Genomic DNA, 24991 nt, shown 5'->3' with positions numbered 1-24991 from the left:
GGGTTCGCGCCGGCCCTGGCCGGCAATCCACTCCAGCCACGGACCTGGCCTCCCTTCGTGCCGGATCAGGCGGCCAGGCGCTGCGCCGACGCGACGGGCCGTGCAGCCGGCCGGCGTGCGCCACCCGTTTCTTCCAGCTGGAAGGTGCCAACGACGGCCGCCAGCTCGTCCGCCTGCAGGCGCAGCGACTGCGCCGCGGCCGAGGCTTCCTCGACCGGGGCGGCATTCTGCAGGGTCATCTCGTCCAGGCGCACGATCGCCGCATCGACCCGCTCGATGCCTTCGCCCTGGCCGCGGGTGGCGGCGGAAATGCTGCCCATGATTGCCGACACCCGGCCGACGCCGTCGACGACGCGGCGCATCGTGTCGCCGGCTTCACCGACGAGCGCGGTGCCAGCGTCCACTTTCCCGACCGAGTCCTCGATCAGCAGCTTGATTTCTTTCGCCGCCGCAGCCGAGCGGTGCGCCAGGTTGCGCACTTCGCTGGCCACGACCGCGAAACCGCGCCCCTGCTCGCCGGCGCGCGCCGCCTCGACGGCGGCATTCAGGGCGGATATATTGGTCTGGAAGGCGATGCCGTCGATGACGCCGATGATTTCCTCGATGCGGCGCGAGGAATCTGGATCAGGTTCATGGTCGCGACCACGCCGTCGACGGCGGCGCCACCCTGCACCGAAATCCGCGCAGCATCCTCGGCCAGCGTGCTGGCCTGGGCGGCGTAGCCGGCGTTTTCGCGTACCGAGCCGATCAGGTCCTTCATCGAGCCGGCGACCTGCGCCAGCGCAGCCGCCTGGGTCTCCGTGCGCCGCGAAAGATCGAGATTGCCGGTAGCGATCTCGGCCGACGCTGCGGCGATCGCGTCGGTGCCGCCGCGCACGCGGGCGACGATGCCGCCGAGGCTGTCGCGCATCGTGCTCATCGCATGCAACAGGCTGGCCGGGCGGGCGCGGCCGATCTCGACCCGGTGCTGCAGTTCGCCCCTGGCGATCGCTTGGGCGACGGCGGTGGCATAGGCCGGTTCGCCGCCGAGCTGGCCAGTCAGGCTGCGCACGATCGCCAGGCCGATGACGGCGCACAGCAGGGCGGACAGCGCGGCGAGGCCGCTGATCCACCAGCGCGCGCCGGTTGCCTCGGCGGCGGCTGCAGCGCCCGCGCGGGTACTGCGCGCCTGCAGCTCCGTCAACAGCACGTCGATGTCGGCAACGATACGGCGTCGCAGGGGGCTGCACTCCTCGACCAGGAAGCGACCGAAGGCGTCCATTTCGCCCGCCGCGCGAAAACGCCGCGGGCGTTCGAGTTCGGTCGCCATGCTGTCCATTCCCGCGCGGACGCGGTCGTAATGGGGGTCGCCGCGCAGCAGCGGATCGAGGCGGCCGAGTGCCGCCAGGTACTCGGCCTTGCGTGCGTCGACCAGGTCGAGCTCGCGGCTCGCCGCGGTGGCGTCCTGGAAAATGTAGGCATTGCGCGCTGCGATACCGGTCTGGGCCAGCGCCTCGCGTGCCGCGTACAGAGGCTCGAGCTGGCCGGAGCGAAATTGCTCGGCATTACGTAAGCTGGCCTCGATGCTGTCGACACGCGTCACTGCGAACATGGCCAGGGTCAGGGTCACGAGGAGAACGAGCGCAAAGGCGGCGCCCAGACGGGCTGCGAGACTGACTGATGAAAGCGGCATGACGGTCCTGATCGAAGAGATAGTTACACAAAAGGTGACATATTGATGAAATCGACGGCATTGTGCACTAAAACTTTCTGACAGGCAATACAATTTGCCTGAACTGTCGGTTTGCTGTAACTCCTTGTTTCGAAAGTCCAGTGCTTAGCTAGATTCATCAAATCGGCTATACTTCGTTAAACAGTAGGAATATTGATGAACAGCAATCTGATGGAAGAGGATCCAATCCTGACCACGAGCGCGGCCGCCCGGCTGCTCGGCGTCGCCACTAGCACCGTCCAGCTCTGGATGGAAAGTGGCGCGATCGAATCGTGGAAAACGCCCGGAGGCCACCGCCGCACGCGCGAGAGCCATATCCGGGCCCTGATGAACAAGGTCTCCGGCCAGGCCGGCTTCGAAGAGCGCCGCGTTCCGCCGACGCCGACCGATCCCGAATACCTGCCCGATCCCGATGCGCGTTTCCCGGTGCCGGCCGACGAAGGCCAGCGCCTGGCGGCGGTCGCAGCGGCGCACCTGGTCGACACGCCTGCCGAAGAGCGCTATGACCGCATCGTGCGCCTGGCCTCGAAAGTGACCGAGTCGCCGATCGCCCTGATCTCGATCCTGACTGCCAAGCGCCAGTGGTTCAAGGCCCGCGTCGGCCTGCAGCCGCAGCAGACGCCGCGCGAATGGGCATTCTGCAGCCACGCGATCCTCCAGGACGGTCCTTTTGTCGTGGAAGATGCGATGAGCGACGAGCGCTTCGCCAACAACCCGCTGGTGCTGGCCGACCCGCACATCCGTTTCTATGCCGGCGTACCGCTGCGCGACCGCGCCGGCCAGGCAATGGGCACGCTGTGCGTGATCGACCGCGAGCCGCGCAAGCTGCGCTCGTCGGAACTGCAGGCCTTGACCGACCTGGCGGCGATTGCGGCGGAAGAGATCGCGAAGAACGAAGGCTGAAGCGGAGCGCCAGCGCGTCTCCGGCCCGCCGCCGGACGCGCACTCTGCGCCTGGACGCGTGGGTGAGCCGGGCTGAATGCCCGGCGAACGCTCAGCGGCGCACACGCCTCGATGACGCACCGTTTCGGGTGGAGCCGTCCACCCTAAGGATGACGGATGCGGGGTGGTCGGCTTCACCCGACCGCCCGCACCGTCGCCGCGCACGCGTTCAAACCACGCCCGGCCCAGCCACAGCGTCACAGTAACGTAGGGTGAGCGGCTCCACCCGACCGTCTGTACCAACGCGGCTCCGGCGCCGCCCACGCGTTCAAACCACGCCGGCAACCACGCGCCTCAAGACGGTCAATCCGCCCCCCGATGTGTCATCGCATGCGCCGCCTGCCGCATCAGGAGCTCCGCCTTGCGCGGATCCGGTTCCAGCATGGCCAAGCCCTGCAGCGCCTCCGGATAATCGCGCGCCGCGGCCGCTTCCAGCCAGCGCCGCGATGCGGCCTCGTCGCGCGATGTGCCCTCGCCCGCCGCCAGCATGTTCGCCAGCACGAACATCGCCGCCGGCACGCCGCCCTCGGCCGCCTGCCTGATCAAGGCCGCCGCACGCCCGGATCGCGCGCCATCCCTTCGCCATTCCTGAGGGCAAGCCCCAGGCGCCAGGCCGCACGCGCGTTGTCCATCCGTGACTGGTCGGTCGCCTGCGTCGGCATCCCGGCCTGCGCATGCGCCAGGTGGCTGCCCGCACCGAGCAGCCACGCCAGTGCGAGCGCGATGGTCTTCATTTCGCCAGGTCCAGCGCGTACAGCGCGAAGCCCTTGCCCGCCCCGTCGTCCTCGCGCAGCAGGCTGACATTGTCCAGCCCCGCCTCGCGCGCCAGCTTCAGCATGCCGGGCGCGGAATGGAAGACCACCGGTCCCGCCGTTGCCACGCGCGCGAAGCGCCAGCTGCGCACGCTGCCATGTTCGGCGCGCGTGAGCTGTTTCGTCGCGCGGATGTGGGCGATCAGCACGTCGCGGCTGGTGTCGGGCGAAGCCAGCACGGTCTTGCTGCCGTCGAGGCCAGGGAAATTGCCGCCGCCGCTGGCGCGGTAGTTGTTCGTCGCCACGATGAACTCCTGCTGCGCATTCACCGGCTCGCCGCGCAGGCGCAGGTTGACGATGCGCTCGCCCGGCGCGCGGGTCAGGTCGATCTCGTAGCTGATGTCAAGCGAGGTCGGCGTATCGAAGTTATAGCTGGGGAAGCTCGCGTCGACCAGTTCCTGCGGGGCCGTCTGCTTCGGGTCGATCGTGTTGAAGCGGCGCGCCGCCGTCTCCAGCCAGGCCTTCAGCCCGGCGCCGTCCACCTTCACCGCATACAGCGCGTTCGGGTAGAGATACAGGTCCGCCGCGTTGTTCAGCGCCAGCGCACCGGCGGCCACGTCGGTGTAGTCGAAGGCGCCGGCGTTGCCGCTCTTGAAGGGGGCCGACATCGACAGCACCGGCAGCTTCGCATACTGCGGCAGGTTGGCTGCGACATACTTCTTCACATAGGCCGTCTGCGCCGCGTTGACCACCGCGATCGCCGAGGTGTCGCCGACATCGGCAAAATAGGTCGCCATGCGAAATTCGGTGCTGCCGACCGGCGTCTTCACATAGGCAATCGTCGCCTCGTGCTCGGCGCGGATCAGCGCCAGGACCTGCAGGTCGGCTGCCACAAACGATTTGTCGGCCGCCTGCGCCGCGCGCGCCTCGACCACGGTCTTGTCCTTCTCGACCGTCCAGCGCTTGCCGTCGGCACGCAGGTGCAGCTGGACCACGCCCAGGTGCTTGCCCCACAGGTTGGCCATTACCGTCGGCACGCCATGCACCGTGCCCCTGGCCTTGTCCACGCCCGCCAGGTTGAACTGGGGCGCCGTGCTGGCCGCGTTCGGGAAGAGCTGGTGCGAGTGCCCGAGCAGCATCGCGTCCACACCCGGCACACGCGCCAGGTACCAGTTGGCGTTTTCCATCGCCGGCGAATACGGGCTGTCGTCCAGGCCGCCGTGCGAAATGGCCACCACGATATCGGCCCCCTTGCGGCGCATCTCGGGGATGTACTTTTCGGCGGCTTCCACCACGCCTGTCGTGTAGACCTTGCCCTCGAGCCAGCGCTTGTCCCAGGACATGATGGCCGGGGGCGTGAAGCCGATGATGCCGACCTTGACGACGGCCGTGATGGCGCGGCCGCGCGCGTCCTGCGCCTGCACGCGCTTCTCGATGATGCGCCAGGGCGCGAACAGGGGCTGTTTCGTCCGGACGCTGTAGACATTGGCCAGCACCTGCGGGAAGGCCGGGCCGGCGCAGCGCTTCGGCTGGTCGACGCCCGCCACCTTGAAGCGCTGGCCGGTGACCTGGCCAAGGAAGCCCAGGCCATAGTTGAATTCATGGTTGCCGATTGCCGCGCCGTCCACCTTCAGTGCGTTCATGACCTTGTAGATGCTCAGGGTCTGGTCGCAGCGCACGGGGTTCACCAGCGCCTGGTAATCGGCCAGCGCGTTGCCCTGGATGGTGTCGCCGTTGTCGAGCAGGACGGTATTGGGAAACTCGGCGCGCGCCTGGGCGATCAGGGTGGCGGTACGGTCCAGGCCAATCGAAGGCTCGGGCGCCAGCTTGAAATAGTCGTAGCCGACCACGTTCGAATGCAGGTCGGTGGTCTCGAGCACGGCAAGGGTGGTGCTGGCGCCCTTCGGGGCGGCAGGCCTGGCGGCAAGCGCGGGCGCGGCCAGCACGGCGGGAAGAAGGACGATGCCGATTTGGCAAGGGATCGAATGGCGCATGGGAAGTCTTCGGATGGGAACCGGGGGATAATACGGCAGTGGCGCGACGCACCGCAACCACGCACCGCCGAGCGCCCCCCGCGGGTACGCGATCGGCGCCGCCTGGAAGGCTGACTGGGGTATAATCGAAGGTTCGATTCAACTCAAACACGACGCCACGACCATGGAAGCTGAACGCATCAACGCCATCTCCGCCCTGCTGAACGACCTGACCAGCCGTGAAGCCGAACTTCGGAGGTATCTTTGACTTCGATCGGAAGGCAGAGAAACTAGAGCAGGTCAACGAAGAACTGGAAGACCCGACCGTCTGGAACGACCAGAAGCGGGCGCTCGACCTCGGTAAAGAGAAAAAAGCGCTCGAAGGCGTCGTGCTGACGCTCGAGAAAGCGAAAGCGGATCTCGCCGACTGCGCCGATCTGTTCGAGATGGGCCGCGAAGAAGGCGACGACGACACCATCGAGGCGGTCAGTGCCGACCTCGATGGCATCAAGACCGTCATCGAGGGCATGGAATTTCGCCGCATGTTCAGCAACCCGATGGACCATGCGAGCTGCTTCATCGACATCCAGGCCGGCGCCGGCGGCACCGAAGCCCAGGACTGGGCCTCGATGCTGCTGCGCCAGTACCTGCGCTATTGCGAACGCAAGGGTTTCAAGGCCGAGATCCTGGAACAGTCCGACGGCGAGGTCGCCGGCATCAAGACCGCGACCATCAAGGTCGAGGGCGAGTACGCCTATGGCCACCTCCGGACTGAAACGGGCGTGCACCGCCTGGTGCGCAAGTCGCCGTTCGACTCGGCCAATGGCCGCCACACCTCGTTCACCTCGCTGTTCGTGTACCCGGAAGTGGACGAATCCTTCGAAATCGAGATCAACCCGGCCGACGTGCGCATCGATACCTATCGCGCATCGGGCGCGGGCGGGCAGCACATCAACAAGACCGACTCCGCGGTGCGCCTGACGCACGGCCCGTCGGGCATCGTCGTGCAGTGCCAGAACGACCGTTCCCAGCACCGCAACAAGGCCGAGGCCTTCGACATGCTGCGCGCGAAGCTGTTCGAGCTCGAGATGCGCAAACGCATGGCCGAGCAGCAGAAGCTGGAAGACTCGAAGACCGATGTCGGCTGGGGCCACCAGATCCGTTCCTACGTGCTCGACCAGTCGCGCATCAAGGACCTGCGTACCGGTTTCGAGACCGGCAACACCAAGAACGTGCTGGACGGCGACCTGGACGAATTCATCTCCGCTTCGCTGAAACAGGGCGTGTAATGGGCTTGCCGAAACGCGCTTTCATCTTCGACATGGACGGCACCATCGTCGACAACATGGGCTTCCATACCCGGTCGTGGATCACCTTCTTCGCCCGCCGCGGGCGCGACATCGATGCGGACGAGTTCTTCCGCACGACGGCGGGCCGCCAGGGCAAGGAGATCATCCGTTCCCATATGGGCGAGCACCTGGCCGACGAGGAAGTCGCCACGCTCAACCGCGAAAAGGAATCGGTCTACCGCGAACTGTATGCGCCGCACCTGAAAGCGGTGGCAGGCTTCGAAGACCTGATCGCGGACGCGCAATCGCAGGACATCGCGCTGGCCGTCGGCACCGCCGCGCCGCCGGCGAACGTCGAGTTCACCCTGGACGGCCTGGACCTGCGCCGCCATTTCGACACCGTCGTCGGTGCCACCGATGTTGCCCGTGGCAAGCCGCATCCGGACGTCTTCCTGGAAGCGGCCAGGCGCTGCGGCGCCGAGCCGTCGAACTGCATCGTCTTCGAAGATGCGCCGCTGGGCGTGGAAGCGGCCCGCCGCGCCGGCATGCGCTGCGTGGTGATCACCACTACCCTGCCGGCCGACGCGTTTGCCGAATTCGACAACGTCGTCAAGATCGTGTCCGATTTCTCCGAACTGACGGTCGACGAACTGTTCGCCTGAACGCTGCGCAGCCCTACTGAATAATCAAACGAGTACCAACCATGACTACGGAAAACCAAGAGAACAACGCCCCGGCACAGGGAGCGCCCGCCGCCGACGAGAACAAGATCATGACCGAGCGCCGCGCCAAGCTGGCTGCGATCCGCGAAGGGGGCGTCGCCTTCCCGAACGATTTCAAGCCGGAGCACAAGGCTGCCGAGCTCATCGAGCAATACGGCAGCCTGACCCGTGAAGAGCTGGAAGAGAAAGCGATTCCCGTGGTGCTGGCCGGCCGCATGATGCTCAAGCGCGAAGCCGGCAAGAAGGCTGCGTTCGCGACCCTGCAGGATGCCTCGGGCCCACGCGCCGACGGCCGCATCCAGATCTACGTGACCCTGGACGCGACCGGCGAAGCGGCAATGGAAGCCTTCCGTACCTATGACCTGGGCGACATCCTGGGTGTCGAGGGCACGCTCTTCAAGACCAAGGTCGACGAGCTGACCATCAAGGTGAGCAAACTGCGCCTGGTGACCAAGTCGCTGCGCCCGCTGCCGGACAAGTTCCATGGCCTGGCGGACCAGGAAACCAGGTACCGCCAGCGCTACGTCGACCTGATCATGAACGAAGAGACGCGCCGCACCTTCAAGGCGCGTACCGCCGCGCTGTCGTCGATGCGCCGCTTCATGGAAAAGAACGGCTTCATGGAAGTCGAGACGCCGATGCTGCACCCGATCCCGGGCGGCGCGGCGGCGAAACCCTTCATCACCCACCACAACGCGCTCGACATGCAGATGTTCCTGCGTATCGCGCCCGAGCTGTATTTGAAGCGTTTGGTCGTGGGCGGCTTCGACCGCGTGTTCGAAGTGAACCGCAACTTCCGTAACGAGGGCGTGTCGATCCGTCACAACCCCGAGTTCACGATGATGGAGTTCTACGCGGCCTATACCGACTACACCTGGCTGATGGACTTCACCGAAGCCGTCATCCGCCAGGCTGCGATCGACGCGCAAGGCACGGCCGTGCTGTCCTACGGCGGGCGCGAGCTGGACCTGTCGAAGCCCTTCCACCGCCTGACCATCGTCCAGGCCATCAACAAGTTCGCGCCCGAGTACACTGCCGAGCAGCTGGCGGACGCGGAATTCATCAAGCTTGAGTTGAAGAAGTTCGGCGTCAAGCCCTTCGCCAACGCGGGCCTGGGCGCGCTGCAGCTGGCCCTGTTCGAAGAAACGGCCGAAGCCCAGCTCTGGGAGCCGACCTACATCATCGACTATCCGGTCGAAGTGTCGCCGCTGGCACGTGCCTCGGACACCCGTCCGGGCATCACCGAGCGTTTCGAGCTGTTCATGGTCGGCCGCGAGATCGCCAACGGTTTTTCGGAGCTGAACGATCCGGAAGACCAGGCAGCGCGTTTCCTGGCGCAGGTGGAAGCCAAGGATGCGGGTGACGAAGAGGCGATGTACTACGACGCCGACTACATCCGCGCGCTCGAATACGGCATGCCGCCGGCCGGCGGCTGCGGGATCGGCATCGACCGCCTGATCATGATCCTGACCGACTCGCCGAACATCCGCGACGTGCTGCTGTTCCCGCACCTGCGCAAGGAAGATTGATCCTTCGCTTGGTCGAATGGAAAACGGGGCGCTCGATGCGCCCCGTTTTTCGTTGTTGGCTTCGGAAGTGGCGTAGGGTGGAGTCCCGACTCCACGCGGTCCTGCCTTCGCATACCGCGTAGTACGGCCGGGGCGCGCCCAGGCCGCCAGACGGCGTCCGGAACCGTCAGCAGGCGTAGGGTGGGCACTCGTGCCCACGCGGTACGGCCGCGGCGTACCCAGGCCGCCTGACAGCGTTCGGAACCGTCATGCAGCACGGCCGCATCAGCGTTTCGACACGCAGGCGCCCTACCGCGTGGGCTCAGGAGCCCACCCTAGGTCCTGTGCCAACGCCGGTTGGACGCGTAGGCGGGGAACCCGCCTACCCTACAGCACCACCGTATAGCACGGCGTGTACGCCTTGCCCGGCAACTTCATGCGGCTCTGCTCGACGAACGAGGCGAGCAAAGCGTCCATCGGCTCCATGATCGTGCTCTCGCCATGGATCTCGTACTTGCCGTGCTCCTCGATCGCGCGGATACCCTCTTCCTTGACGTTCCCGGCCACCACCGCCGAGAAGGCGCGGCGCAAATTGGCCGCCAGCAGGTGGGTTTCCTGGTTCTTGTGCAGCTTCAGGTTGCGCACGTTCTCGTGGGTCGGCTTGAAGGGCTTCTGGAATTCCTGGTCGATCTTGAGCAGCCAGTTGAAGTAATAGGCGTCGCTCCTGGCCTTGCGGAACTCGCGCACCTTCCTGATCCCTTCCTGCATCTCGCGTGCCACCGCGTCCGGGTCGTCGATGATGATCTTGTAGCGCGCCTGCGCCTGCGGCCCGAGCGTCTGGGCGATGAAGCCGTCGATCTGCTCGAAGTATTCGCGCGCCGTCGCCGGCCCCGTGAACACGAGCGGGAACGGCATCTCGGCATTGTCCGGGTGCAGCAGGATGCCGAGGATGTACAGGATCTCCTCGGCGGTACCGGCACCGCCCGGGAACACGCAGATGCCGTGACCGGTACGCACGAACGCTTCCAGGCGCTTTTCGATGTCCGGCATGATGACCAGGTCGTTGACGATCGGATTGGGCGACTCGGCGGCGATGATGCCGGGTTCGGAAATGCCGAGGTAGCGCCCGCCGTGCAGGCGCTGCTTCGAGTGACCGATGGCCGCGCCCTTCATCGGGCCCTTCATCGCGCCCGGGCCGCAGCCGGTGCAGATGTCGAGTTCGCGCAGGCCGAGCGCGTAGCCGACCTCTTTCGAGTAGTTGTACTCGACGCGGTTGATCGAGTGGCCGCCCCAGCAGACCACCAGGTTCGGGTTGCGCTGAGGCTGCAGCACGTTGGCATTGCGCAGGATGTGGAACACCGCGTCGGTGATGCCTTCCGGGCGCAACAGGTCGAAACGCGGGTTGTCGGTGACTTCGAAGTGGACGTAGACGATGTCGCGCAGCACGGCAAACAGGTGCTCGTGGATGCCCTTGATCATCTTGCCGTCGACAAAGGCGATGGCCGGTGCGCCGCGGATGTCAAGCTTGATCCCGCGTTCGCGCTGGATCACCTTGATGTCGAAGCTGCTGTAGCGCTCGAGCAGTTCCTTGCCATCGTCGATGGAGCTGCCGCAGTTCAGGACCGCGAGCGCGCACTTGCGGAATATGTTGTAGAGGCCGCCCTGGCTGGTGTCGAGCAGCTTGGCCACCTCGGCCTTGGACAGGACTTCCAGCCGGCCTTCTGGAGAAATGAGCGTATCGACGACTTCGTAGTTCATGCAGGATGTCCTTTTCTAAGTACGCCGGGATGGAACCTCCCGGTAATATGACTGGCTGTTTCGCCAATATACGACAACTGGCGAGGACATGCGTGCCCGGAAGCGCCGGCACGGCTGCAAGTGCGACCGGCGCGGCTATTTACCACATTGGCAAATAAATTTCTTGCGCTCAGCAATTTCCACTAAAATGCGTCGCAACTGGAAATTCGGGCACGACCCAAGCTTCCAACAAAACAGCTTTTTTCTAAAATACTTCGGGAGGAACCGCATGAGCGGTGCAGCTACTACAACCGACAAGGGGACACCACCGGAATTCAAACAGATCATGGGCCACCCAGCACCGCTGTGGATGCTGTTCATGACCGAATTCTGGGAACGTTTCGCTTTCTACGGCATTCGTTGGGCCCTCGTGCTCTACATCGTTGCCCAGTTCCACGAGGGTAACGCCGCCGGCCAGGCCGATGCCAACCTGACCTATGGCTCCTATCTCGCGCTGGTGTATGCCGCCGCGGTCTTCGGCGGCTACGTGGCCGACCGCGTCATCGGCTACCAGCGCTCGATCCTTGTCGGGGCCGTCTTCATGGCGGCAGGCCTGTTCATGATCACCCTGCCCGACCCGGACATCTTCAAGCTCGGCCTGGCAACCATCATCGTCGGCAACGGCATGTTCAAGCCGAACATCTCGGCCATGGTCGGCCAGCTGTACAGCATCCATGACACCCGCCGCGATTCCGGCTTCACCATCTTCTACATGGGCATCAACGCCGGCGCCTTCTTCGCGCCGATCGTGACGACCTGGCTCGCCCAGCTTTACGGCGACGGCAGCACCCCGGCCTACAAGGTGGTGTTCATCGCCGCCGCCATCGGCATGCTGGTCGCCCTGGTCTGGTTCTTCATCGGCCGCAAGCAGTTGAAGGGCATCGGCGCGCCTATCGGCGAGCTGGCCAGCCCGAAGCGCCTCCTCGGCGTGATCGTCGGCTCGCTGGTCGTGATTCCGGTCTTCTACCTGCTGCTCGCCGCCGGCGCCGGCAACCTGCAGATCGTGCTGTCGATCCTGTTCGTGATCCTGGCGCTGATGCTGATCGTCGAAGGCGTGCGCGAAGGTAAAGTCTCGCGCGACAAGACCATCGCCATGATGATCATCTTCGCATTCAACATCCTGTTCTGGTGCTTCTTCGAGCAGGCCGGCAGCTCCTTCACCTTCCTCGCGTCCGAGATCGTGAACCGCAACATCGGCGGCTGGGACATGCCGGTGGCCTACTTCCAGTCGGTGAACTCGGTGGCCATCATCGTCTTCGCACCGATCATCGCCGCCGTCTGGGTGGCCATGGGCAAGCGCAACGTCAACCCGTCAATCCCGCGCAAGTTTGGCCTGGGCATCATCTTCAACGGCCTGGCATTCGGCCTCCTGATGTACGCGCTGTCGCAGCTGCTGGACGACCAGAACCACATCCCGGCCTGGACCCTGCTGGCCGTGTACACGATCCAGTCGATCGGCGAGCTGTGCCTGTCGCCGATCGGCCTGTCGATGGTGACCAAGCTGGCACCGACCCGCCTGGTCGGCCTGGGCATGGGCGGCTGGTTCCTGTCCACCGGTATCGGCAACAACCTGTCGGGCATCTTCGCCTCGCACGTCTCGGGCGACACCGGCATGTCGGTCGGTTCGGCCCTGTCCGGCTACACCTCGGGCTTCTGGATCCTGGTCATCGGCGGCGGCATCCTGTTCCTGCTGGCACCGCTCATCCAGAAACTGATGCACGGCGTGAAGTAATTCGCACACGCTCATGAAAACGGCAGCCGCGGCTGCCGTTTTTTTTCGCCCTGCTGTCGAATTTCCGGCGCGCCCTTCGTCGTGGGAGGCAGGACCCGATCCACCTCTCCATGCATCTACGAGGACAACATGAAAAACGAGATCTTCATCAACCTGCCGGTCAAGGACCTGGAGCGCTCGCGCGGCTTCTTTTCCGCGCTCGGCATGCGCTTCGATTCCGCTTTCGGCAACGAGCACGCCGCCTGCATGCTGATCGCCGACGGCACGGTCCGCGTCATGCTGACGAGCGAGCCCTTCTTCGCCTCGCTGATCGACAAGCCCGTCGTGCGCGCCCGCGAGGCCAACGAAGTCATCGTTTGCCTGAACTGCGACAGCCGCGAAGAGCTGCTTGGGCTGATCGAGAAAGCCGTCGCCGCCGGCGGACGCACCCCGCATCCCCTGGAGGACCACGGTTTCATGGCCGACCAGGGTTTCGAGGACCTGGACGGGCACCTGTGGAACCTGGTCTGGATGGCACCGCAGGCGTGATCGTCGCGGCGGCGGTGGCTATGTCCATCCCCGGCCTGCGGACTCACGCGGCGTCGGGTTCGGCGATGTCGTCGATCTCGCGCCGCATTGCCTCCATCTCGGCGTCCATCCAGGCGCGGAAACGCTGTATCTTGCCCATGTGTTCCTTGTGCGGGTTGGCGAGGAAGCGGTAGCCGTTGTCGAACCGGGCGCTGCGGCAGGGAATGCGGAGCAAGGACCCGGAGGCGATGTCCTGGCAGGCAATCCCGTAGGGCACCAGGGCCACGCCCTGCCCTGCTACCGCCGCCTGGACCAGCACGCCCCAGTGGCTGTAGCCGCGCGAGAAATCGTAGGGGTGGGCATGCCTGCCCTTGAGGGCGCGGTTCTCGTTGAGCAGCTGCAGCCAGCTCTCGGGCGACTTCTCGCACAGGAGCGGCTGGCTGGCCAGGTCGGCCAGGGTCAGCTCGGCCTGGCCGGGGGCCAGCAGCTCGGGACTGTAGACCGGCACCAGGCGCTCGCGCAGCAGGGTCGACGGGTCGCCCTCGCGCACCGGGCCGTAGCGGATGGCCACGTCCGTGCTGTCCGCTTCCAGGTCGACCGGCGCGTCGTTCGAATCGATGCGGATATCCAGTTCCGGGTACAGCTTCGTAAACCGGTGCATGCGCGGCACCAGCCACTTGATGGCAAACGAATGGGTCGTCGAGATGCGCAGCACCGATTCCTCGTCGCCGCGCTGCAGCGCCGCCACTTTCGCGCGCAGGTCGCCCAGCATGCGGCCGATGGCAATGGCGAGTTCCTCACCCTTTTCGGTGAGCGCGATATGGCGCGGGTGGCGCACGAACAGCGGAAAGCCGATCGTTTCCTCGAGCTGCTTGACCTGCAGGCTCACCGCCGCCGGCGTCTTGTGCAGTTCGCGCGCGGCCAGCTTGAAGCTGCCCCAGCGCGCGGCGCAGTCGAAGTCGATCAGCCCGGACAGGCTGCGCAGGGGTTTCATGGCCTCACCATGCTTAAGTTTTTCTTGTTCATAGTGCCTGTTTTTTCTCGTTTGTGCGTTTGCACAGCTGAGCAGAAAATATACGCGATTCGTCAAGGAGAAGCCATGCACAAGAATATTTTGGTGATAGGCGGTACCCGTTATTTCGGCAAGCTGCTGGTGCAGCGCCTGGTGCGCGCGGGACACCGCGTGACGATCGCCACCCGCGGCTACGCGCCCGATCCCTTCGGGCCGCGCATCGAACGCATCCGCGTCGACCGCCGCAACGAGACGGCGATGCGCGCGGCCTTCCTTGGCGCGCGCTACGACCTCGTCTTCGACCAGATGTGCTACAGCCCGCTTGATGCGGCGATCGCCGTGCGCACCTTCGCCGGCAAGGTGGCGCGCTATGTGCTGACTTCGACGATCGACGTCTACCGCGGGATCCATGCCAGCGGCCCCGCGGTGCGCGAAACCGACCTGCCGGTGCTGGCCCAGCGCATCGACACCGGCTACCCCGGCATGACCCGGCGCGCGCGGTCGAGAGCTATGTCGCCGGCAAGCTGCAGGCGGAAGCCTATTTCGGCCGCGACGGCTCCCTGCCCCTGGTCGCGGTGCGCCTGGCGCACGTGCTGGGCGGCCCTGAGGAATTCACCGGGCGCCTGGCCTGGTATGTCGAGCTGCTGCGCCGGGCCGCGCGCTGCCCTATACCGATGCCGCGGCGAAGCTGTCGTTCATCGGCACGCAGGAGGCCGCGGCCTTTCTCGACTGGGTGGGCGCGCAGGACTTTACCGGGCCGGTGAATGCGGCGTCAGGCGGTGCGCTGTCGGCGCATGGGCTGTATCAGCGGGTGGCGGGCGTACTGGGCGCGCCTGCGCCGACCCGCCGCGTGACCGAACAGGCCGCGCCGGGGGTATTGTCGCCTTTCGATTTTGCGGAGCCGATGGTGCTGGACACGGGACGCGCGGCGGGGCTGGGGTATCGGTTCAGCCATTCGGACGAGTGGCTCGACGATGTGATACGCCAGCATGATCTGGCGTTTGTGTGAGGGCAACCGGCTGGATTTTGCCGCCGCGTCCGTGCAAACGGTGAAACCGCGTGGGCACAAGTGCCCACCCTACGAACGTCCGCACACGTAGGGTGGGCTCTCGAGCCCACGCTGTATCACAGTCGATGAGCATGCGCCGCGTGCAAAAAAACGGGCGCCCAATGCGCCCGTTCCTTCTACTGCTGCGCTTTTTCGCGCGCCACCCAATACAGCAGCAGGATGATCGCCGCATACGGTATCAAGGACAGCAGATCCGCATCCGGCCCCGCAAAGAACGGATTCGACGTCTCTGCCCACTTCGCCATCATGCTGTCGAAATTGGTCATCACGCCCGCCGTGATGGCGATCACGATGCCGGCCAGCGCGCCGCCGGCGATATAGCCCGAAGCCAGCAAGGTGCCCGAGCTGCGGTCGCCCGCGGCCACCTTCTCTTCCTCGTTAAGCGAGGCATACTGCGGCAGCTTGTTGTTGCGGCGGTCGACCAGCCAGCGCACCGCGCCGCCCACCGCGATCGGCAGCGTCGACACCAGCGGCAGGTAGACGCCCACCGAGAAGGCCAGCGCCTGGATGCCGGCCATTTCCAGCACCACCGAAATCATCACGCCGAACAGCACCAGTGTCCACGGCAGTTGCTGGTCGAGGATGCCCTTGATGATGTAGGACATCAGCACGGCCTTCGGCGCGTCGTATTTCTTGACCTCGGTGCCGTCCGGACGCTGGTGGTAGTGGCCGTTGATGCCCGGGTCGACCAGGTAGGCCAGCTTGCCGTCCTCGCCCACCAGGTACTTGCCTTCCGGGCCGCCGGCGGTACCGACCTTGCGCCAGACTTTATAGGTCTTGCTGTCGCCCGCCGCTTGCGGGCCCTGCAGCTGGGCGGTCTCCGTCAATGTCGCGGCATCGACCGTGATGCCGGGCGCGACCTGGGCGGCAGGCACGTACACGGTGCCGGCGTCGTTCAGTTTCAGCAAAATCGGCCCGAGGATGAGCGCCGAGGCAAAGGCGCCGCACAGGATGGCGTACTGCTGCAGGCGCGGGGTCGAACCGACCAGGAAGCCCGTCTTCAAATCCTGCGAGGTGGTGCCTGCATTGCTGGCCGCGATGCAGACAATCGCCCCGACCGACAGCGCGGTGACGTAGTAGCGCCCGCCGGTCCAGCCCATCACGAGGAAGATCAGGCAGGTGAAGAGCAGCGTGGCCACCGCCATGCCCGAGATCGGGTTCGACGAGGAACCCACTTCGCCCGTCAGGCGCGACGACACGGTGGCGAACAGGAAGCCAAAGACCAGGATCAGCAGCGCACCCAGCAGGTTCATGTGCAGGGGCGTGGCGAAGGTGATGATGGCGATGATGGCCAGGCAGCCGATCGCCACCCATTTGAAGGGGATGTCCTGGTCGGTGCGCAACGGCGCCGCGCCTGGCGCGCCACCTTTGGCAGCACGTGCCGCGCCCATGCCGGCCAGGCCGCCCTTCAGGCCACGCCAGATCGACGGCAGCGAGCGCACCAGCGAAATCAGGCCGCCCGCGGCGACGGCGCCGGCGCCGATGTAGAGCACATAGGCGTCGCGGATGTCGTCGGGGGACATATCCTTGATCAGCATCGTGCCCGGGGACACCGGAACCGTTAGCAGCTCGCCGAAGAACTTGATCATCGGGATCAGGAGCAGATAGGACAGCACGCCGCCGGCCGCCATCGTGAAGGCGATGCGCGGGCCGATGATGTAGCCGACGCCGACCAGTTCCGGCGAAATCTCGGCACCGGCGGAACCCGCCTTTAACGGCGCGCCGAATTCGAAGTTGGCCACGTCCTTCCAGCCCTTGAGCGACACGTTCGCCACCTTGTACAGGAGGCCCAGGCCGAAGCCGCCGAAGATGATGGCCGCGCGGCGCTTGGCATCCCGCGCCGCATCCGAACCGGGCATGCGCTCCTCGCCGGCCGCTTCGCGCGAGGTTTCGGTGGCGGCCGCTTTCAGTACCTCGGCGCAGGCCGTGCCTTCCGGGTACTTCAGTTCGCGGTGGGCGTCGACGATCATGGTGCGGCGCATCGGGATCATCATCAGGATGCCGAGCAGGCCGCCGAGCACGCCCACCAGCATCAAGCGCGAGATCTCCAGGTCGAAGCCGAGGATCATGATGGCCGGCATCGTCACGCCCAGGCCGAAGGCGAGCGACTCGCCCGCCGAACCGGCCGTTTGGGTGATGCTGTTTTCGAGGATGGTCGATTCGCGCCCGCCCATCTTCTTGAACATGCCGAACAGGGTGATGGCGATCACCGCCACCGGAATCGAGGCGCTCACCGTCAGGCCGACCTTGAGCACGAGGTAGAGCGAGGAGGCGCCGAAGATCATGCCGAGCACCACGCCCATGACGAGGGCGCGGATGGTCATTTCTGGGAGCTGGCTCGACGCCGGGATATACGGCTTGACGCCGGCTGGATGCGGATCGTAAGGCATAGGGATTCTTTCGGTACTGCCTGGCGCCCTTGGCAGGGCAAGGTGGCGATACTCACTCAAGAGGGGCTGAAAGCGTGACTATCGCACATGCTTTCAGGGAATGAAAGAGGATTATAATGCCCCGCCCGGGCCTGCCTTTTGCGCGGCCCCCAGCTGGAGAACACCCGTTGAACACGTCCTGCCACGCCTCGCCGCCGCCCCGCCGTCTCATGAAGAAGCAGCAAGGTTTCATCTTCTTCATCCTCGCCGCCATCGTCCTCGTCATCGCCGGCGTGGCCGCATGGTTCCTGATGGCGATCGTGCCCAAGGTGCCTTCGATCGACGCCGTTACCGACTACAAGCCGAAGATCCCGCTGCGGATCTACACGGCCGATAAAGTCCTGATCGGCGAATTCGGCGAGGAACACCGCGACTTCGTGCCGATTGCCCAGATTCCGCCGATGATGAAACAGGCGGTGCTGGCCATCGAGGACGCGCGCTTTTACGAACACAAGGGCATCGACTGGACGGGCGCGGCGCGCGCACTCCTGTCGAACGTGCGCGGCGGCTTCGGCTCGGGCGGCGCGTCCACCATCACGATGCAGGTGGCGCGCAACTTCTTCCTGTCGCGCGAGAAGGTCCTGTCGAGGAAGCTCAACGAAGTCATGCTTGCCAAGAAAATCGAGGACGCATTGACCAAGGACCAGATCCTCGAGCTGTACATGAACCAGATCTATCTGGGCCAGCGCTCCTACGGCTTTGCCAGCGCCGCGCGCAGCTACTTCGGCAAGAAGCTCGACCAGCTGACGATTGCCGAGACGGCGATGCTGGCCGGCCTGCCGCAAAACCCCGCGCGCCACAACCCGGCGGTGAACCCGAAACGCGCCAAGCTGCGCCAGGAACAGGTGCTGCGGCGCCTGCGCGACCTGGGCCACATCAGCGAAGCCCAGTACGCACAGGCCGTTGCCGAACCGATGCGCGTGCATGCGCGCCCACAGGAATTCGGCGCCCATGCCCAGTACGTGGCCGAACTGGCCCGCCAGGTCGTGTTCGCCCAGTACGCCGAGGAGTCGTACACGCGCGGCATCCGCGTCTACACCACCATCGATTCGAAGGCCCAGGAAGCGGCCTATGCCTCGGTGCGCCGCAACGTGCTGGCCTACGACAGCCGTCACGGCTACCGCGGCCCGGAAGCGCGCATCGAGCTGCCCGAGAACGACGAGGAACGCGAGGAAGCCATCGTCGAAGCCCTGCAGAAGCGGCCGTCGAGCGACGGCCTCGAGCCGGCGGTCGTGCTGTCCGCCTCCGGCAAATCGGTGAAGGTCGAGACCATCGACGGCGACACCATCACCATCAGCGGCGCCGGCCTGAAGTTCGCCGCGGCGGGACTGTCGGACAAGGCGAAAGAGACGCAGCGCATCCGCCCGGGCGCAGTCGTCCGCATCACCAGGCTGGGCAAGGATACATGGAGCATCAGCCAGGTGCCGCAGGTGGCTGCCGCCTTTGTCGCGCTGGACGCCAACACCGGCGCCTACCAGGCCCTGGTCGGCGGCTTCGACTACAACCTGCAGAAGTTCAACCACGTCACGCAAGCCTGGCGCCAGCCCGGCTCGGCGATCAAGCCCTTCGTGTACTCGGCCGCGCTGGCCAGGGGCTATTCGCCGGGCACCCTGATCCTCGACGAGCCCCTCGACATGCCGGGCGAGAACGCGGGCGCGACCTGGTCGCCGCAGAACGACGACGGCAAATTCGACGGCCCCATCACCATGCGCTATTCGCTGGCGCACTCGAAGAACGTGCCGACCGTGCGCCTGCTGCGCGCGCTGGAAGTGGGCTATACCCGCGACTACCTCGGCAAGTTCGGTTTCGACCTGGCGCGCCACCCGCAGAACCTGACGCTGGCCCTCGGCACCGGTGCCGTCACGCCCCTGCAGATGGCCGGCGCCTATGCCGTGTTCGCCAACGGCGGCTATGCGGTCAAGCCCTATTTGATTTCAAAGATCGAAGACGGCAACGGCAGCGCCCTGTTCGAGGAAAAAGCGCCGGCGGCCAACCAGGAAAGCGCCCGCGTGCTCGACGCCCGCAACGCCTGGGTCAGCGACAGCATGCTGCGCGACGTGACCCGCTACGGCACCGGCGCCGCCGCATCGAAGCGCCTCGGCCGGGCCGACATCGCCGGCAAGACCGGCACCACCAGCGATGCCTTCGATGGCTGGTTCGCCGGCTATGGCGGCGGCCTGGTGGCGGTGGCCTGGATGGGCTATGATGATCCGCGCTCGCTCGGCGGCAAGGAATTCGGCGCCACCCCGGCGCTGCCGATCTGGCTCGACTACATGGACGTGGCCCCGGCCAGGCGCCCGGTGGTGGAGCGCCCCGAACCGGAAGGCATCCTGCGCGAGAACGACGACTGGGTCTACACGGAGTTCGCGGAAATGCCGCAGCTGCGCGCGATCGACATCGATCCGGCCACGCTGGGCGGCACGGGTGCCGAGCCGACGCTCGACGCCGAGCCGATCACCGACGACGAACCCGAGGGCGACGCGCATCCGCGCGCCGACACGGTGGTCACGCCCGAGGGTGCGCCGGTGTTCGTGCCGAAGCAGTAGGCTCAATCCCGGGCGTCGATGATCCAGTCCGCCGGCTTGCCGTTCGGCTGGCGCGGCAGGTCGGGGCCGAAGGAATACGCGGCCGGGCATTCGGCAGGCGTCAGGCGCGCGCCGATCCACGTCGACAGGCCGGCCCGCAGCGCTGCCGGATCGTTCCCGGGGTGCGGCACCACGAAAGCCTTCAGGCGCCTGCCCTCGTCGAGCCGCATCGGCCGCACCGCGCACTGCGCCACCTGCGGGTGCAGTGCCAGTACCTCGGCCACATAAGCCGGGAACACATTCGTGCCGCCCACCTGTACCGCCGCGTCGATGCGGCCCTCCGGGAGGAAGGTGTCAGGCCCGCTCCAGGACAGCCGGTCCTGCAAGGCAAAGCGCTCGCCTTCGCCACCGGTCTCGCGCTCGATCGTTCCCTCTTCCTCCCCACGGCGCCAGTACGAGAACAGGCGATAGGGAGCGTCGGCCGTGTCGCGCCACCCAACGCCGGCCGTCTCCGAACTGCCATACACCTGCAGCAGCCGCAGGCCGCCCGATGCCAGCGCGCGTGCGCTCGCATCGCGCAGCGGCGCGGTCGAACTGATGCCGACGACGTCCGCGGGGAAGCGCGGTTCGCTTGACGCCGCCAGGTCCCAGAAGTCGGGGTGCGCCACCATCAGGTCGCCCGGCAGCAGTTGCGCCACGACCGCACCGGGCGCCGCGGCGCGCAGGTCGGTCACGGGCAGGGCGGCACCCGCCCGGGGCAGCAGCACCGTGAACAGGAAGCCGTAGACATGGTGTGCCGGGACCGCGGACAGGACGCGCCGCCGCCCCGGGACGAGCAGCGCCAGTTCGTTCACCTCTTCCCATAGTGCGGCCAGACGGTGCGTGCAGCGCTTGGGCGTGCCGCTGCTGCCCGAGGTACGGAAGGTCAGCCGGGTATCGTCCCCGGACAGGGCGGCGCGCGCGCGGCGATCCAGCCGTCGAGCGTGCGCGCGGCCAGCAGGCCTCCGCCGGCATCGTTCGTCATCCCGAACAAATCGCCCAGCGCCGTGGCAGCCGCCATCAGGTCGAGCGAATCGGCGCCGAGATCGGCGCCGAGGTCGATCGAGCCCGGCCAGGGCGCGGGCGGCAGCACCCGCCCGGGTCGGGCCAGCGACAGCTCGGCCGCGAGCAGGTCGCGCACCACGCGGGCCAGCGCCGGCGCGTCCTGCCACCACGGAGAAGGCGCAACTGGGTCCATTATTTCAGTTTTGGCAATCGAGGCGGGCGATGGTGCCAGCCGTGGGCCACGATTGTCAACCAGACGGTAGAATTTGTAACGTAATGGCCGGCAAAACCCTGCTCACAATTGACTTCGGCGCCAGCACCTGCCACCATTTGTTTCTTTGTGTAAATTTTTATTGCAAGTCCTTCGTTTGGAGGCTTTCCCTTATGACCACCCCATCCTTTGACGACCGCGATCTGGCCTCCACCCTCGAAGCGAGCAGCCAGGAGCAGCTCGATGCGCTCGACTTCGGCGTGATCGGCTTCGATGCCGACGCCATCGTCCAGCGCTACAACGCCTTCGAGTCGCAGGCCGCCGGACTGTCCCCTCAGCGGGTGCTGGGCGAGCCGCTGTTCACCAATGTCGCACCCTGCCTGAACAACTTCATGGTGGCCCAGCGCTTCGAGGATGCCGCGGACGACGCCAGCGAACTGGACGACACGATCGACTACGTCCTGACCCTGCGCATGCGCCCCGTGAAAGTCAAGCTGCGCCTGCTGGCCAGCACCGCCAGCGCCACCCGCTACGTGCTGGTGCAGCGGCGGTGACGGCAATGGCGGATGGCTTGGGCGTGGACGAGCTGCGTGCCGAACACGAGGCCCTGATGCAGTTCCTGTACCTGGCCCCGGTGGGGCTGGTACAGGCCGGGACCGAGGGCGAGATCGCCATCATCAACCCGATCGCGGCCCAGCTCCTGATGCCGCTGTCGCCCGACGGTGACCTGGCCAACCTGTTCGACGTCCCGGACGGCGTGGCGCCCGGCCTGCGCGCCCAGTGCGCGGCCTTCCCCGAGCGCCGGGGCATGGTCTTCGAGGGCCTGCACATCCACCTGCGTGCGGCCCGGGGCAAGCGCGGCGCGCCCCAGATCCTCGCCTTCACCCTGCTCAAGCTCGACGCCGCGCGCTTCATGGCCGTGATCCAGGACGTGACCGCCGAAGTGCGGCGCGAACGCCAGCTGCGCCAGAGCGACGCCTGGCTGAATGCCATCCTCTCCCGCATCAGCGACTACGCGCTGGCCGCCCTCGACCGCGACGGCCGCCTGTGCGACTGGAACGACAGCATCGCCCGCGTCACCGGCTTCGGCGAGCACGTGGTCGGCGCGCCCTACTCGATTTTCTATCCGCCCGACGCCATGACCGCCGAACACCTGCGCGACCGCCTGCGCGAAGCCGACGCCAATGGCTGGAGCATGGACGAAGGCCTGCGCCTGCGCGCCGACGGCAGCCAGTTCTGGTGCAGCGCCCTGATTGCGCCGCTGCCGGAGCGCGAGGACTTCGCCGGCGGTGAAGACGCCGAGGCGGGCCTGCCATCCGCGCCCGCCTACTGCCTGATCCTGCGCGACATCAGCGACAAGCGCGCGGCCAGCGAGAAGCGGCGCCAGGCCGCCTATTGCGACCACTTGACCAGCCTGGCGAACCGCCGTGCCTTCTTCGAAGCCGCCGAGCTCGAAGTGGAACGGGCGACGCACACCCGCGTTCGCTGGCCCCGGTGGTCTTCGATGCCGACCACTTCAAGCAGATCAACGACCGCTACGGCCACCCGGCCGGCGACCGCGTCCTGTGCGACCTGGCGGGTGCCCTGCGCGAGACCTTCCGCGCGGTCGACACCGTGGCGCGCCTGGGCGGCGAAGAGTTCGCGGTGCTGCTGCCCTCGACCGGCCTGGCCCAGGCGCTGGCGATTGCCGAGCGTCTGCGCGCGGCCGTGGCGACGCGCCTGGTACTGGCCGACGGCGTCGAGATCGCCTACACGGTCAGCGCCGGCGTGGCCGTCCTCGACGCCGTCCCTGTCGGCGCCGCGGCCAGCGATGCCCGCAGCATCGACGCCCTCCTCAAGCGGGCCGACCAGGCCCTGTATCACGCCAAGTCCGGCGGACGCAACCGCGTCGCCGCCTGGCACGCCGACCTGACCTTCCATGAAAACACGCCACAGCGAAGCCGCCATGCAGGTTGACCATATCGATGCCTACGAAACGCTCGTCCAGTTCCTGTACCGGGCGCCGATCGGGCTCGTCCAGACGGGCCTGGACGGGGTGGTGGAAATGCTCAACCCGATGGCCTCGAACCTGCTGATGCCGCTCGCGCCGAACGGCGACCTCGACAACCTGTTCGCCCTGCTCGAGCCGAACGCGCCCCAGTTACGCCAGCTGGCCGCCGGCTTCGATGCGCCCTCCGGCGTGGTCTGCGAGGCGCTGCGCGTCCCGGTAGGCAGCACCCGGGCGCCGGGTGCGCCGCAAGTGCTGTCGATCAGCCTCCTGAAGCTCGACCAGCAGCGCTTGATGGTAGCCATTACCGACGCCACCCTCGAAATCGAGCGCGAGCAGGAAACCCTGCGCCGCCGCCTGCGCAGCGCGGCCCGCACCGACGCCCTCACGCGCCTGCCGAACCGCGGCGCCGCGCGCGAGCAGGTGCAACTGCTGCTCGACCGTGCCGCCCAGGACAGCGCGCGCGGACATGGTCTCGCCCTGCTGTTCCTGAACTGCGACCGCTTCCGCCAGGTGAACGACACGCTCGGCCAGGCGGCCGGCGACCGTCTGCTTACTTCGGTCGGCGAGCGCCTGCTGGAGGCGCTCGCCGACCGCATGCGCGCCGGCGGCCTGCCCCCGTGGGCGGCCGGGTCGATCCGGGTGTGGGCGGCGCCGGCCTGGTGGCACGCGTCGGCGGCGACGAATTCATCGTCCTGCTGGGCGGCCTGCGCCACCCCGAAGAAGCCGAACGCCTGGCGCTGCGCCTGCTCGACGCGCTCGCGCGGCCGCACGATGTCGACGGCCACCAGCTCGCCTGCCGCGCCAGTATCGGGGTGTTCTGGAGCGGCGCCACGGCCGGCAGTGCAGCGGCCGTCGACGCCGACGAAGCCATCCGCGACGCCGGTATCGCCATGCTCGAAGCCAAGCGCGCCGGCGGCGCCCGCCATGTGCTGTTCGAGGCGGCGATGCGCGAACGGGCCGCGCGGCGTGCCGACATCGAAGCGCAGTTGCGCCTGGCGCTGCGCGAAGAGCAGCTGTTCGTGATGTACCAGCCGGTCGTGGGCCTGGATCCGGCCGGCACGACTGACCACGCGGCCGGTGTCGAGGCACTGGTGCGCTGGCAGCATCCGACGCGCGGCCTGGTGCCGCCATTCGACTTCATCGGCGTGGCCGAGGAATGCGGCCTGATCGACCAGATCGGCGACTTCGTGCTCGAACGCGCCTGCCGCGACTTCATGGCCTGGCGCGGCCAGCTGGGAGTGTCAGCCCCGCGCCTGATCGCGGTGAACCTGTCGCGCGCCCAGCTGGCCCAGGCCGACTGGACGGCGAAGGTGGCCGCCATCCTCGAGCGCACCGGCATGCCGGCGGCCAGCCTGCAGCTGGAAGTGACGGAAAGCCTGGCGGCCCAGGACGAACAGATCCAGACGCGCCTGCACGAACTGAAGGCGCTGGGCATCAAGCTCGCCCTCGACGACTTCGGCACCGGTTACTCGTCGCTGTCGAGCCTGCACCTGCTGCCGGTGGACACGGTCAAGATCGACCGCTCCTTCGTCTGCCAGGCCGACACCAGCCACCACCACCGCGTGCTGATCGAAGCGACGGTCAAGGTGGCGCAGAGCCTCGGGATGAACACCGTGGCCGAAGGCATCGAGACGGCGGGCCAGGCCGAGGCCGTGCGCGCGCTGCGCTGCGCCAAGGGGCAGGGGTATTTCTACAGCCGGCCGCTGGTGTCGAGCGCGCTGGTCGACTGGCTCGAGCAGGTGCGCGCGGGCTGAGCTGCCAGGCGCGGCCTGCAAGCG

Annotated in this window: 21 protein-coding genes and 2 pseudogenes; 13 read left to right on the top strand and 10 right to left on the bottom strand. The window is 66.7% G+C overall.

All coding sequences use genetic code 11. The annotated features are described in order from the left end of the window. Positions 1-65: 65 nt before the first annotated feature. Positions 66-575: a methyl-accepting chemotaxis protein gene (locus G4G31_RS28460; protein ID WP_308622172.1), complete on the bottom strand. Its 510-nt coding sequence runs from the start codon at positions 573-575 to the stop codon at positions 66-68. Continuing rightward, complete coding sequence (locus G4G31_RS14985; RefSeq protein WP_308622194.1) at positions 545-1672, bottom strand: hypothetical protein; 1128 nt, start codon at positions 1670-1672, stop codon at positions 545-547. Before G4G31_RS14985 ends, G4G31_RS28460 begins: the two co-directional genes overlap by 31 nt. Positions 1673-1867: 195 nt before the next feature. Between G4G31_RS14985 and G4G31_RS14980 the strand changes: the two genes are divergently transcribed. Beyond that, positions 1868-2614 carry a GAF domain-containing protein gene (locus G4G31_RS14980; RefSeq protein ID WP_182988350.1) on the top strand — a complete coding sequence of 249 codons (747 nt, stop codon included), beginning with the start codon at positions 1868-1870 and terminating at the stop codon, positions 2612-2614. A 342-nt stretch (positions 2615-2956) separates the two neighbouring features. Here the strand turns inward: G4G31_RS14980 and G4G31_RS14975 are convergent, their stop codons facing one another. The 3 genes from G4G31_RS14975 to G4G31_RS14965 are packed head-to-tail and all read right to left on the bottom strand — an operon-like array spanning position 2957 to position 5399. After that, on the bottom strand, positions 2957-3199 hold the full coding sequence (locus G4G31_RS14975) for an SEL1-like repeat protein (RefSeq protein WP_182988349.1): 243 nt from the start codon (positions 3197-3199) through the stop codon (positions 2957-2959). Then, on the bottom strand, positions 3196-3387 hold the full coding sequence (locus G4G31_RS14970) for a hypothetical protein (RefSeq protein WP_182988348.1): 192 nt from the start codon (positions 3385-3387) through the stop codon (positions 3196-3198). Before G4G31_RS14970 ends, G4G31_RS14975 begins: the two co-directional genes overlap by 4 nt. Further along, complete coding sequence (locus G4G31_RS14965; protein ID WP_182988347.1) at positions 3384-5399, bottom strand: bifunctional 2',3'-cyclic-nucleotide 2'-phosphodiesterase/3'-nucleotidase; 2016 nt, start codon at positions 5397-5399, stop codon at positions 3384-3386. Before G4G31_RS14965 ends, G4G31_RS14970 begins: the two co-directional genes overlap by 4 nt. 163 nt (positions 5400-5562) lie before the next feature. Between G4G31_RS14965 and prfB the strand changes: the two genes are divergently transcribed. The 3 genes from prfB (at position 5563) to lysS (ending at position 8918) form a co-directional block, all read left to right on the top strand. Next, positions 5563-6667, top strand: a protein-coding gene (gene prfB / locus G4G31_RS14960) for a peptide chain release factor 2 (RefSeq protein ID WP_182988346.1) whose coding sequence is annotated in 2 segments (ribosomal slippage) — positions 5563-5643 and positions 5645-6667 — 1104 coding nt in all. Because the reading frame shifts where the segments join, the coding sequence is not laid out codon by codon here. Then, complete coding sequence (locus tag G4G31_RS14955) at positions 6667-7329, top strand: HAD family phosphatase (RefSeq protein WP_182988345.1); 663 nt, start codon at positions 6667-6669, stop codon at positions 7327-7329. Before prfB ends, G4G31_RS14955 begins: the two co-directional genes overlap by 1 nt. 41 nt (positions 7330-7370) lie before the next feature. After that, positions 7371-8918, top strand: coding sequence for a lysine--tRNA ligase (gene lysS / locus G4G31_RS14950; protein WP_182988344.1), 1548 nt, complete (start codon positions 7371-7373; stop codon positions 8916-8918). Positions 8919-9284: 366 nt separating this feature from the next. Here the strand turns inward: lysS and ppnN are convergent, their stop codons facing one another. Further along, entirely contained in the window at positions 9285-10655 is a 1371-nt protein-coding gene (gene ppnN / locus G4G31_RS14945) for a nucleotide 5'-monophosphate nucleosidase PpnN (RefSeq protein ID WP_182988343.1), read from the bottom strand. A gap of 268 nt (positions 10656-10923) precedes the next feature. On the opposite strand from ppnN, the gene G4G31_RS14940 reads away from it, so the two are divergent. Further along, positions 10924-12426, top strand: a complete 1503-nt coding sequence (locus tag G4G31_RS14940; protein WP_182988342.1) for a peptide MFS transporter — start codon at positions 10924-10926, stop codon at positions 12424-12426. Positions 12427-12555: 129 nt separating this feature from the next. Continuing rightward, on the top strand, positions 12556-12954 hold the full coding sequence (locus G4G31_RS14935) for a VOC family protein (RefSeq protein ID WP_182988341.1): 399 nt from the start codon (positions 12556-12558) through the stop codon (positions 12952-12954). A gap of 43 nt (positions 12955-12997) precedes the next feature. Here the strand turns inward: G4G31_RS14935 and G4G31_RS14930 are convergent, their stop codons facing one another. Then, positions 12998-13927, bottom strand: coding sequence for a LysR substrate-binding domain-containing protein (locus G4G31_RS14930; RefSeq protein ID WP_182988340.1), 930 nt, complete (start codon positions 13925-13927; stop codon positions 12998-13000). Between the two features lie 105 nt (positions 13928-14032). On the opposite strand from G4G31_RS14930, the gene G4G31_RS14925 reads away from it, so the two are divergent. Continuing rightward, complete coding sequence (locus tag G4G31_RS14925; protein ID WP_229425010.1) at positions 14033-14938, top strand: NAD-dependent epimerase/dehydratase family protein; 906 nt, start codon at positions 14033-14035, stop codon at positions 14936-14938. 192 nt (positions 14939-15130) lie between these two features. Here the strand turns inward: G4G31_RS14925 and G4G31_RS14920 are convergent, their stop codons facing one another. After that, positions 15131-17404: an OPT family oligopeptide transporter gene (locus G4G31_RS14920; RefSeq protein WP_182988339.1), complete on the bottom strand. Its 2274-nt coding sequence runs from the start codon at positions 17402-17404 to the stop codon at positions 15131-15133. A gap of 209 nt (positions 17405-17613) precedes the next feature. Here G4G31_RS14920 and G4G31_RS14915 point away from each other — a divergent pair, with 209 nt between their 5' ends. After that, the gene (locus tag G4G31_RS14915) at positions 17614-19989 is read left to right on the top strand and encodes a penicillin-binding protein 1A (RefSeq protein ID WP_182988338.1); all 2376 of its coding nucleotides are present in this window, start codon (positions 17614-17616) and stop codon (positions 19987-19989) included. A gap of 2 nt (positions 19990-19991) precedes the next feature. Here the strand turns inward: G4G31_RS14915 and G4G31_RS14910 are convergent, their stop codons facing one another. Continuing rightward, entirely contained in the window at positions 19992-20897 is a 906-nt protein-coding gene (locus G4G31_RS14910; protein ID WP_229425610.1) for an AMP-binding protein, read from the bottom strand. Continuing rightward, positions 20894-21205, bottom strand: coding sequence for a hypothetical protein (locus G4G31_RS26295; RefSeq protein WP_229425694.1), 312 nt, complete (start codon positions 21203-21205; stop codon positions 20894-20896). The genes G4G31_RS14910 and G4G31_RS26295 overlap by 4 nt, the downstream gene beginning before the upstream one ends. 191 nt (positions 21206-21396) lie before the next feature. Between G4G31_RS26295 and G4G31_RS14905 the strand changes: the two genes are divergently transcribed. From G4G31_RS14905 to G4G31_RS14895, 5 genes and pseudogenes are all read left to right on the top strand, one after another. After that, entirely contained in the window at positions 21397-21777 is a 381-nt protein-coding gene (locus G4G31_RS14905; RefSeq protein ID WP_182988337.1) for a phosphonate transporter, read from the top strand. Between the two features lie 5 nt (positions 21778-21782). Beyond that, positions 21783-22433: pseudogene (locus tag G4G31_RS28455) on the top strand (sensor domain-containing diguanylate cyclase); the annotation flags it as partial. 284 nt (positions 22434-22717) lie between these two features. Next, on the top strand, positions 22718-23179 hold the full coding sequence (locus tag G4G31_RS26285) for a GGDEF domain-containing protein (protein WP_229425009.1): 462 nt from the start codon (positions 22718-22720) through the stop codon (positions 23177-23179). Continuing rightward, positions 23142-23741 (top strand): annotated as a pseudogene (locus G4G31_RS28450) (diguanylate cyclase domain-containing protein); the annotation flags it as partial. The gene G4G31_RS26285 and the pseudogene G4G31_RS28450, both read left to right, overlap by 38 nt. A 113-nt stretch (positions 23742-23854) precedes the next feature. Beyond that, entirely contained in the window at positions 23855-24967 is a 1113-nt protein-coding gene (locus G4G31_RS14895; RefSeq protein WP_267873616.1) for a bifunctional diguanylate cyclase/phosphodiesterase, read from the top strand. Positions 24968-24991 lie beyond the last annotated feature (24 nt).

This window comes from Massilia sp. Se16.2.3, assembly GCF_014171595.1.
Classification (GTDB): domain Bacteria; phylum Pseudomonadota; class Gammaproteobacteria; order Burkholderiales; family Burkholderiaceae_D; genus Telluria.
This window is presented reverse-complemented; position numbering and strand designations above follow the sequence as displayed.